This is a genomic window from Bradyrhizobium sp. USDA 4449, assembly GCF_054056275.1.
In genome coordinates, this window is the sequence record NZ_JBSRYD010000001.1 from 305,924 (window position 1) to 315,961 (window position 10,038).

The 10,038-nt window shown below is 65.2% G+C and carries 10 protein-coding genes; 3 read left to right on the forward strand and 7 right to left on the reverse strand.

Features of this window, described 5'->3' with window-relative positions; genetic code table 11:
* Positions 1-105: 105 nt before the first annotated feature.
* Entirely contained in the window at positions 106-1,281 is a 1,176-nt protein-coding gene (locus ACVIIW_RS01510) for a L,D-transpeptidase family protein (protein WP_456699121.1), read from the reverse strand.
* 369 nt (positions 1,282-1,650) lie between these two features.
* Between ACVIIW_RS01510 and ACVIIW_RS01515 the strand changes: the two genes are divergently transcribed.
* Positions 1,651-2,439 carry a hypothetical protein gene (locus tag ACVIIW_RS01515; RefSeq protein ID WP_456699122.1) on the forward strand — a complete coding sequence of 263 codons (789 nt, stop codon included), beginning with the start codon at positions 1,651-1,653 and terminating at the stop codon, positions 2,437-2,439.
* Between the two features lie 2 nt (positions 2,440-2,441).
* Here the strand turns inward: ACVIIW_RS01515 and sseA are convergent, their stop codons facing one another.
* From sseA to ACVIIW_RS01530, 3 genes are all read right to left on the reverse strand, one after another.
* The gene (sseA, locus tag ACVIIW_RS01520; RefSeq protein WP_456699123.1) at positions 2,442-3,299 is read right to left on the reverse strand and encodes a 3-mercaptopyruvate sulfurtransferase; all 858 of its coding nucleotides are present in this window, start codon (positions 3,297-3,299) and stop codon (positions 2,442-2,444) included.
* A gap of 134 nt (positions 3,300-3,433) precedes the next feature.
* Entirely contained in the window at positions 3,434-3,847 is a 414-nt protein-coding gene (locus ACVIIW_RS01525) for a rhodanese-like domain-containing protein (RefSeq protein ID WP_456699124.1), read from the reverse strand.
* A 38-nt stretch (positions 3,848-3,885) separates the two neighbouring features.
* Entirely contained in the window at positions 3,886-5,061 is a 1,176-nt protein-coding gene (locus ACVIIW_RS01530) for a vWA domain-containing protein (RefSeq protein WP_456699125.1), read from the reverse strand.
* Between the two features lie 123 nt (positions 5,062-5,184).
* Here ACVIIW_RS01530 and ACVIIW_RS01535 point away from each other — a divergent pair, with 123 nt between their 5' ends.
* Positions 5,185-5,430 carry a GlsB/YeaQ/YmgE family stress response membrane protein gene (locus ACVIIW_RS01535; protein WP_092239638.1) on the forward strand — a complete coding sequence of 82 codons (246 nt, stop codon included), beginning with the start codon at positions 5,185-5,187 and terminating at the stop codon, positions 5,428-5,430.
* 103 nt (positions 5,431-5,533) lie between these two features.
* A complete protein-coding gene (locus ACVIIW_RS01540; protein ID WP_063201884.1) occupies positions 5,534-6,376 on the forward strand; it encodes an AAA family ATPase in 843 nt (280 codons plus the stop codon).
* Positions 6,377-6,735: 359 nt separating this feature from the next.
* Here the strand turns inward: ACVIIW_RS01540 and ACVIIW_RS01545 are convergent, their stop codons facing one another.
* The 3 genes from ACVIIW_RS01545 to ACVIIW_RS01555 all read right to left on the reverse strand — a co-directional run bounded on the left by ACVIIW_RS01545 (position 6,736) and on the right by ACVIIW_RS01555 (position 10,033).
* The gene (locus ACVIIW_RS01545; protein ID WP_456699126.1) at positions 6,736-8,382 is read right to left on the reverse strand and encodes a GMC family oxidoreductase; all 1,647 of its coding nucleotides are present in this window, start codon (positions 8,380-8,382) and stop codon (positions 6,736-6,738) included.
* Positions 8,383-8,398: 16 nt separating this feature from the next.
* Positions 8,399-8,992 carry a GNAT family N-acetyltransferase gene (locus ACVIIW_RS01550; RefSeq protein ID WP_456699127.1) on the reverse strand — a complete coding sequence of 198 codons (594 nt, stop codon included), beginning with the start codon at positions 8,990-8,992 and terminating at the stop codon, positions 8,399-8,401.
* Positions 8,993-9,106: 114 nt separating this feature from the next.
* Positions 9,107-10,033: an SMP-30/gluconolactonase/LRE family protein gene (locus ACVIIW_RS01555; protein ID WP_456699128.1), complete on the reverse strand. Its 927-nt coding sequence runs from the start codon at positions 10,031-10,033 to the stop codon at positions 9,107-9,109.
* Positions 10,034-10,038 lie beyond the last annotated feature (5 nt).

Sequence of the window (10,038 nt, forward strand, 5' to 3'; positions counted from 1 at the left end):
ATGGATTCAGGCGAGCGAAGCCGGGAACGCGCATGCGTCAAATGATTGCGGCGCGTGGCCGAAGCATACGCGCCGCAATTGATCGAGCGTTTCGAGCCGGTCTAGCTAGCGTACCGTGACCGGCGCGGGCAGCGGCGGCACGACGGTCGGCTGCGTGCCGGGGACGGGGCCCGCCTGGGCGGCCATCGGAGCCGGTGCACCGGGCACAGGCGCGGCCGATGCGGTTGCCTGCGGCGGATTGCCCGGCATTACCACCACGCGGGTGCCGACCTTGACGCGATCGAACAGGTCCGAGACGTCCTCATTCAGCATGCCGATACAGCCCGAGGAGACGAATTTGCCGATCGTCGAAGGCTGGTTGGTGCCGTGGATCCGGTACACGGTCGAGCCGAGATACATTGCACGGGCGCCCAGCGGGTTGCCTTCACCGCCGGCCATGAAGCGCGGCAGATAGGGCTGACGCTCGATCATTTCCGCCGGAGGATGCCAATCCGGCCACTCGGCCTTGCGGGTGATCTTCTGCACGCCGGTCCAGGTGAACCCGTCGCGGCCGACGCGGACGCCGTAGCGGATCGCCCGGCCGTTGCCGAGGACGTAATAGAGGTAGGTGTTCGGCGTATCGACGACGATGGTCCCTGCCGGCTCCTTGGTCTGGAACGCAACTTCCTGGCGGCGCAGGTTCGGCGCCAGCTGCGCCGGGGCCGCGTCCGGCTGCTCCTCAGGCGGCAGGGAGGCGACCGACATGGGCCGGCCATCGGCGCCGGATTGCTGCGGGACCGCTCCGGTCGCGGTCGGGCCACCAACGGCTTCCGGCGGACGCATGCCGTCGCTGGCGGGCGCCTGGCCCGGGCGGTCGGCATAGATCACCGCGGGCGGAGCGGCGGGGCGGCCGTAGCGGGGATCGTCGGGTGACATCACCGGCCCCTGCGGCGGGGCGGCGGAATAGACCGGCGGAGCGCCAGCCGGACGGCCGTAACGCGGATCATCCGGCGACATCACCGGGCCCTGCGGCGGGGCGGCGGAGTAGACGGGGGGAGCGCCAGCCGGGCCGGTATAGCGCGGATCCTCAGCCGGACCGGGCGGCGGCAACGAAGCCCGCGGCGCCGCATCCTCGTCGTCGTCCAGCGAGTCGAAATTCGGGGTGCGGTCGCCAGGCCGATATTCGGCCGGGGCGCCGTAGCCCGGCGCCTGCTGAACCGGATAGCTCTGGGCGTGTGCAAGCGAGGTTCCCGCCGCAGCGACTGTTGCGGCAGCGCATATCGTCAGAAAATGTTTGATCATCATCGCTCTTGTATAGACCCCGGGCCCCGTCCGGACCACTGACGCGCCAGATGACCGAAGATAGCGGCACATTCAAGACATAACAGGCCGGTTTGTGCCTGATGTAGCGATTTGTGATGTGATCGCACACAGTTGCCCCGTTGCATCACGGGGTGGAAATCGCATCACGCCGTTGATTGCCGGAGTTATCCGCCCCGTTTTTTACGAAACGGCACTGAGGTGTTGCGATATGGTCGAATCAGCCTGATTCGCCACTGCCTCGAGTTCGAATTCCCGCCTGGCGAACGCGGCACCCAGTACCGTCACCGCGTTCGGATGGCTCATGGGCCCTGGCCACACACCGCCGGGGCGGAAATTCGTAACCTGTCCATGCTTCCCGGCTTTCGCTTCCTGCTTGCCGCGATCCTGCTGTCTACCTCCATCCTGGTCTTCGGCTTAGGGGCCACCTCGCTGCTGCGCGCGACCCATGAGCAATATGTCAGCAATCCGTCCTGGCGGAACGGCCCGCAGGAGCAGGTGTTCGCGCAAGGTCCCGAGCCGGCCGAGCCGGTGCTCGCGACCCTGCGCGTCGAGCCCGCCGCAGCGGTCGCCATTGAGGCGACGTCCGTGGTGCCGGATCAGGTCCCGACCATCGCCCTGCCCGCGGTGGAGACCGGCCCCGAGCAGATGGCCGCTGTGACGCTGACAACCCAGCCTGAGCCTCAGGTCGCCGCTGTCGCTCCTGACATCGAGGCGGCTCCCGCCCCCACCGAAGCGCCAGCCCCCGAGCCGACGAAGAGCGAGGCAGCAGCACCCTCGCCCACCGACACACTCATTCCGGCCGACACGACGGCTGCCATCGCCGCCATCCCACCGGCCCCGACGCTGTCTGCCACCGACGTGCCGCGAACCGCGACACCGGCGCTGGCCTCGCGCGTGAGCGACATCGCGGCGGCCCGCCTGGCCGCGCTGAACGAGCTTGCGCCCAGGGCCGCCAAGAAGTCGCCGGCGAAGTCCAAGGCCGACAGCGCGGCGCAACAGAGCAAGCCGCGAGCGCACAAGCCGAAGAAGCGTCATCGGATCGTGCGGCGCCCGCCGCCTCAGCAACTCCAGCAGGCGCTCGATCCGTTCGGCCGGCAACAGCAGACGCTGGCCGCCACGGCCGCCCGAACGCGCTGACGTTACGCAGGCCCGGTCGCGATCGGCGGGCCTTTTTCCTGACCCCATTCCGACCATGAGCCGTCATAGAGCGCGGTGTCGGTGATTCCCAACCGATAGAGCGCGAGCGTCAGCACGCCGGCCGAAACCCCGGAGCCGCAGCTTGTCACGATCGGCTTGTCCAGCTTGACGCCAGCGCCGGTGAAGGCGGCGCGGAGATCGTCGAGCGGCTTCATCGTGCCAGTCGCCGCGTCGAACAGTTGGCCATAGGGAACGTTGCGCGCGCCGGGAATGTGGCCAGAGCGGATGCCGGCACGCGGCTCGGGCGCACGGCCTTCGAAGCGATCGGCGGCGCGTGCGTCGATCACCTGCTCCTTGCTGCTTTCGACGTTGGCGATCAACTGCTCCATGCTGCGCACGCGCTTCGGATCGTAGCTCGCCTCGAACGACGCCGGCTTCGGCTTGACCTCGCCGCTCTCCACGGCGCGCCCCTCGGCGCGCCATTTCTTCAGGCCGCCGTCGAGGACGCGCACATTGCGGTGGCCGAAGGCCAGGAACATCCACCACGCGCGCGGCGCGGCAACCCAGCCGCCGGCATCGTAGATGACGACGGTGTCGGCATTGGAGATGCCGAGATTGCCGACATCGCGACCGAACTGCTCGGCGCTGGGATACATGTGCGGCAGCGGGTTGGAATGATCCGACACCGCATCGACGTCGAAGAACACAGCGCCCGGCAGATGCGCGGCCAGATAGTCATCCTTCGGCAGCGGCAGCACGCCCGGCAGCTTGAAGCTGGCATCGAGCACCCTGACGTTGGAATCGTTGATGTGGGCGGCGAGCCATTCGGTGGAGACGAGGGGGTCGATGGCGGCGGTCATTGGCGTGCTCCGGCAGTTTTCTCAGTCGTCCCGGCCGGGCTTGTCCCAGCCATCCACGTTCTTCTTGCGGCAAAGACGTGGATGCCCGGGACAAGCCCGGGCAGGACGTCGTGCCTCGTTGTGTGCGTCCAAATCTAGGCTCTCTTCTTCGGCTCCCACGCTTCCGTGGGCCCACCGGCATCTCGCCAGGCGGCGTAGCCGCCGGCGATGTGAGCGACGGGCTTGAGGCCCATGTCCTTTGCGGTCTTGGCGGCGAGCGCGGAGCGCAGGCCACCGGCGCAGTGGAAGACGAATTTCTTGTCTTCCTGGAAGATCGGCTTCGCATACGGGCTCTGCGGATCGATCCAGAATTCCAGCATGCCGCGCGTGCAGGAGAATGCACCGGGGATGCGGCCGTCGCGCTCGATCTCGCGCGGATCTCTGATATCGACGATGACGACGTCACCGTTCTTGGAGATCTCGATGGCGTCCTTGGCTGACAGCGTCTCGATCTCGGCATTGGCCTCGTCGCAAAGCTGCTTGATGCCGCGGGTGATGTTTTGGGGCATGTGGTTCTCCCTCTTGTCGTCGTTCCCAGGCGCGCGTGCTAGTGCGTCAGTTCCTTCATCGCACCTTCGAGACCCTCGATCGTGATCGGGTACATGCGGTTGGCAAAGATGCGTTTGATGATGGTGGTCGATTCCGAATAGTCCCAGTGCTTCTGCGCGACCGGATTGAGCCACACCGTGTGCGGATAGGTACGGATGATGCGGTCGAGCCAAACCGAGCCGGGCTCCTCGTTGACGTGCTCGACCGAGCCGCCGGGCACCATGATCTCGTAAGGCGACATCGAGGCATCGCCGACGAACACGACCTTGTAGTCGTGCGGATATTTATGCAGCACGTCCCAGGTCGGCGTGCGATCGGTGAAGCGGCGCTTGTTCTGCTTCCACACGCCTTCATAGAGGCAGTTGTGGAAGTAGAAATACTCCATGTGCTTGAACTCGCTCTTCGCCGCCGAGAACAGCTCCTCGACCTGCTCGATATGCGAGTCCATGGAGCCACCGATGTCGAAGAACACCAGGAGCTTCACCGCATTGCGCCGCTCGGGGCGCATGTGAACGTCGAGATAGCCGTGATTGGCAGTCTCGCGGATGGTGGTGTCGAGATCGAGCTCGTCAGGCGCGCCGGTGCGCGCGAATTTGCGCAGGCGGCGCAGCGCCACCTTGATGTTGCGGATGCCGAGCTCGACATTGCCGTCGAGATCCCGAAACTCGCGCTTGTCCCACACCTTCACGGCGCGGTTGTTGCGGTTCTTCTCCTGGCCGATGCGGACGCCCTCGGGATTGTAACCGTGCGCGCCGAACGGCGAGGTGCCGGCGGTGCCGATCCATTTCGAACCGCCCTGGTGCCGGCCCTTCTGCTCCTCGAGCCGCTTCTTCAGGGTCTCCATGAGCTTGTCCCAGCCCATGGCCTCGATCTGCTTCTTCTCTTCCTCGCTGAGGTATTTCTCGGCGAGCTTCTTCAGCCACTCCTCGGGGATCTCCGCCTTCTCCATGGCGTCGAGCAGGCTCTCCAGCCCCTTGAACACGGTGCCGAAGACGCGATCGAACTTGTCGAGATTGCGCTCGTCCTTCACCAGCGAAGTGCGCGACAGGTAATAGAAATTCTCGACGGAATAGTCCGACAGGTCAGCGTCGAGCGCCTCCATCAGCGTGAGGTATTCGCGCAGCGTGACGGGGACCTGCGCATCGCGCAGCGACGTGAAGAATTGCAGGAACATGGGTGACAGATTGCCCGTCGGATGGCGAACGTCAAGGGGCGGAGACCGGCGCGGAGCGCTGGACCGGGAGGCTTTTTGCTCTAGAATTGCGGCTCTGAAGGGGTTGTTCGGGGAGCGTTTGCAATGGGGATCATCGCAGCACTGATCATCGGCGCGATCGCCGGCTGGCTCGCGGGCAAGATTGTCCACGGGGCGGGATTCGGGCTGATCGGCAACATCGTGGTCGGCATCATCGGCGCGCTGGTCGCCGGCTGGGTGCTGCCGCAGCTGCATATCGAGGTCGCGACCGGTACGATCGGCGCCATCGTCGATGCCACGATCGGCGCGGTGATTGTGCTCGTCATCCTTTCGCTGATAAGACGGGTCTGAAAGCATGACCGAACCAGGAACGGCCGCCATCTGCGGCCGTTCCCATGTCGGGGCCGGGCCATGAATTGGCAATGTCCGGCACGACGACCAACAGGGACGCGCAATGAAATTTACCGGCACCAAGGACTATGTTGCGACCGACGATCTCAAGGTGGCCGTCAATGCCTCGATCGTGCTGGAGCGCCCGCTCCTCATCAAGGGCGAGCCCGGCACCGGCAAGACGGTGCTGGCGGAGGAAGTGGCGAAGGCGCTGAACGCGCCGCTTTTGACCTGGCACATCAAGTCCACCACCAAGGCGCAGCAGGGCCTCTACGAATACGATGCAGTGTCGCGCCTGCGCGACAGCCAGCTCGGTGATAGCAGGGTCTCCGACATCAAGAACTACATCAAGCGCGGCAAGCTGTGGGAAGCCTTCACCGCCGAGCAGCGCCCGGTGCTGCTGATCGACGAGATCGACAAGGCCGATATCGAATTCCCCAACGACCTGCTGCTCGAGCTCGACCGCATGGAATTCCATGTCTACGAGACCGGCGAGACGATCAAGGCGAAGCAGCGCCCGATCATGATGATCACCTCCAACAACGAGAAGGAGCTGCCGGACGCCTTCCTGCGCCGCTGCTTCTTCCACTACATCAAGTTCCCCGACGCCGACACGATGGGGCGCATTGTCGACGTCCACTTCCCCGGCATCAAGAAGCGCCTGGTCGAGGAAGCGCTGCGCATCTTCTTCGAGGTGCGCGAGGTGCCCGGCCTGAAGAAGAAGCCGTCCACGTCCGAACTGCTGGACTGGCTCAAGCTGCTGCTCAACGAGGACATGAGCGTCGAGCAACTTAGGGAACGTGACCCGCGCAAGCTGATCCCGCCGCTGCACGGCGCGCTGCTCAAGAACGAGCAGGACGTGCATCTGTTCGAACGGCTGGCGTTCTTGAGCCGACGGGAAGTGTAGATCCGGTCATCCTGAGGTGCGAGCCGCGCGGCGCGAAGCGTCGCGAGGCGAGCCTCGAAGGATGAACGGCCGAGATGCAGCTGGGCCGTCGCCCTTCGAGGGCCGCTGAAGAAGCGGCGCCCTCAGGGTGACGGTGATAGATAGAGGCGCCCGCTCTCTCCTCCACGTCATTGCGAGCGCAGCGAGGCAATCCAGAGTCTTTCCGCGGTGGGATTCTGGATGGCTTCGCTGCGCTCGCAACGAGGGAGTGTGAGGCGGCTGCTCCCTCCTCCAACCCGCATCTCAGTCCCAGACACACCTTCGCATCCTCGAACGACCGCGCTTCGCGCAGTCGCTCGCCAACCCATGCTCCGAAGATGTCACGCCACCGCGGCGTCCGGAATCCGTGCCGCTTCCATCGGCGCCTTGCCGCGGATCAGATCCGAGGCGCGGTCGGCGATCATCATGGTGGAGGCGTTGAGGTTTGCCGAGATCATGCGCGGCATCACGGAGGCGTCGATCACGCGAAGGCCTTCGAGGCCGTGGACCCGGAGCTGGTCGTCGACGACCGCCCAGGTCGAATCCGCCGGACCCATGCGGCAGGTGCAACCGGGGTGGAAAGTGGTGGTGCCACGTTCGGTGGCGGCGGCGAGAAACTCGTCGTCGGTGTTGATGTTCGGACCGGGGAAATCCTCGTACGCGTAGTACGGCGACAGCGGCGCCGACTTCAGAAGCCGCCGCGCGAGCTTCATGCCGCCGACGATGACGCGGCGGTCGAGCTCGGCATCGAGATAATTGGTCTGGATGATCGGCGGCGCGAACGGATCGTTGGAGCGGATGCGGACGTAGCCGCGGCTCTCCGGGCGCTGCTGCCAGGAAGCGACCGTCATGCCGGGCTCGTCCTCGAGCTGGCCCTGCACGCCTTCCTTGTAGCTCGCCGGCGTGAAGGTGAGTTGCAAGTCGGAGCTGTCGGCGCTCTCGCCGGAGTGCCAGAAGCAATAGACCATGGTCGGCGACAGCGAGAGCAGACCGCGGCGCGCGGTCGCCCATTTCATCGCCTCGACCCAGAGACGCCAGCCGCGGCGGAGCTCGTTGATGGTTTTGATGTCCTTGACGCGCGCCACCGTGCGCGGCGCGTAGTGGTCCTGAAGTCCTTCGCCGACCGGCAGCGCGTGACGCACCTGGATGCCATGGGCGCCGAGCAGCTCCGGCGAGCCGATGCCGGAGAGCTGCAGCAGTTGCGGCGAATTATAGGTGCCGCCGGACAGGATGACTTCCTTGTTGGCGCGCACTTCCACCGGCGTGCCGCCGCGGCCGCCCTTGCTGTAGCGCACGCCGACGGCGCGCTTGCCTTCAAAAATGATCTCGGTCGCGTGTGCATGGGTGTGCACATGCACGTTGGGCCGCTTCATCGCGGGCTTGAGGAAGGCGGTCGAGCCCGAGACGCGCAGGCCGTTGTCGATGGTCCGCTGGCAGTAGGAGACGCCTTCCTGCTTGGCGCCGTTGTAGTCGGGATTGCGCGGGATGCCGAGCGAGACCGCGCCTTCCATGAAGGCCTCGCAAAGTGGATCGCGCCACTCCATCGTGGTGACCGTGAGCTTGCCGTCGCGGCCGCGGAAGGTGTTGTCGCCCTCGCCGACCCGCTTCTCCAGGCGCTTGAAGTAAGGCAGCACGTCGGCATAGCCCCAGCCGCGATTGCCCATCTGCGCCCAGGTGTCGAAATCCATGCGCTGGCCGCGGTTGTAGATGTGTCCGTTGATCGAAGACGAGCCGCCGAGCGTCTTGCCACGCGGCGCGTAGATGCTGCGGCCGCCGGTGTAAGGCCCGACCTCCTGCTGGTAGGCCCAGTTGATGCTCTTCATGTGGAAGGTCTTGATGAAACCCGCAGGCAGATGGATGTAGGGGTGCCAGTCGGACGGACCTGCCTCCAGCACGCAGACGCTGGTGTTGGGATCTTCGCTCAGCCTGGAGGTGAGAATGCAACCGGCGGAGCCCGCGCCGATGATCACATAGTCGAATCTATCCATGGTGCCTCGGCCGCCTTCAGCGCGGCTTGTCGTTGAGTTGATATTCGAGATGCGCCTTCACCGTCGGCCATTCGGCGGCGATGATGCTGTAGACGACGGTGTCGCGCAGCGAACCGTTCGGGGCGACCTGGTGACTACGCAGAATACCGTCCTGCTTGGCCCCGAGGCGCTCGATGGCGCGGCGGCTCTGGTGATTGAAGAAGTGCGTACGGAATTCGACCGCGATGCAGTCCAACGTCTCGAAGGCGTGCCGCAGCAGCAAGAGCTTGCACTGCGTGTTGAGCGGGCCGCGCTGCGCGCTCTTGCCGTACCAGGTCGAGCCGATCTCGACGCGGCGGTTGGTGGCATCGATGTTCATGTAGGTCGTCATCCCGACGATGGTGCCGCCGGCGTCGAACACCGTGAACGGCAGCATCGAGCCCTTGGCCTGGAGGTCGAGGCGACGATCGATCTCCTTGCCCATGTTCTCCGGCAGCGGGATCGCCGTGTACCAGAGCTTGGAGAGCTCGCCGTCCTTGACGGCCTCCGTCAGCCCCTGGAGATGCTCTTTCGAGAGCGGCTCGAGGCGGGCATGCTGTCCGCGGAGCGTGATGGGATCAGGCCAGGGCATTGAAGTCTCTCCTTACGTCTCGTGATTGCGAGCGGAGCGAAGCAATCCAGGCTGGCACGCCGAGGCATTCCTGGATTGCTTCGCTCCGCTCGCAATGACCGTAACTAGCACCCTTTATTTGTTTAGGAAATTGAGAGGCAAACCGCCGCGGGGCCAGTTCATGCTGACGAGCTCGCCCTTGCCTGACAGCGTGATGTAGGCGGTCTTCAGCTCGGGGCCACCGAAGGCGATGTTGGTGGTGACGCGATCGCCGGTCGGGATCTGCTCGACCAGGGTGCCATCGGGCGCGATCACCGAGATGCAGCCGGAGACGAGCGTGGCGACGCAGACATTGCCGTTGGCCTCGACCGCGAGCGAGTCGAACATCTGGTAGCCGCCGAGGCCGCAGATCGGCTTGCCCCGCTCGCCGCGATAGACGGCGTCGCGCGGCTTCAGCGTGCCGGGCGCGGAGAGCTCATAGGCCCAGAGCCGGCCCGTCGGCGTCTCCGCGATGTAGACGGTGTTTTCATCGGGCGAGAGCCCGATGCCGTTGGCCGGCAGCACGCCGTGCACGACTTCCACGATCTCTGTCATCCCGGGCTTGAGATAATACATGCCGCCGACGTCCATCTCGCGCGGGCGGCGCTTGCCGAGATCGGAGAACCAGAGGCCGCCGTGCTTGTCGAACACGAGATCGTTCGGCCCGCGCAGATCGTGCTCGCCGCATTTGCTGACGACGGTTTCGATCTTGCCGGTTTGCAGGTCGATGCGCTGGATCGAGCCGCCGAGGTAATCATCAGGCTGCGGCCCCGGCATGATCATCTTGCCGGTCGGGATCCAGGAGAAGCCGCCATTGTTGCAGATGTAGATTTTTCCGTCGGGGCCCAGCGCTGCGCCGTTGGGGCCACCTGGCACTTTCGCAACGATCTCCTTGCGGCCATCAGGGTAAACGCGGGTCAGACGCTGGCCGCGGATTTCCACCAGCACCACTGATCCGTCAGGCATCACGACCGGACCTTCGGGAAATTCGAGATCGGTGGCGAGAACACGGACGTCAGGCATTTGGG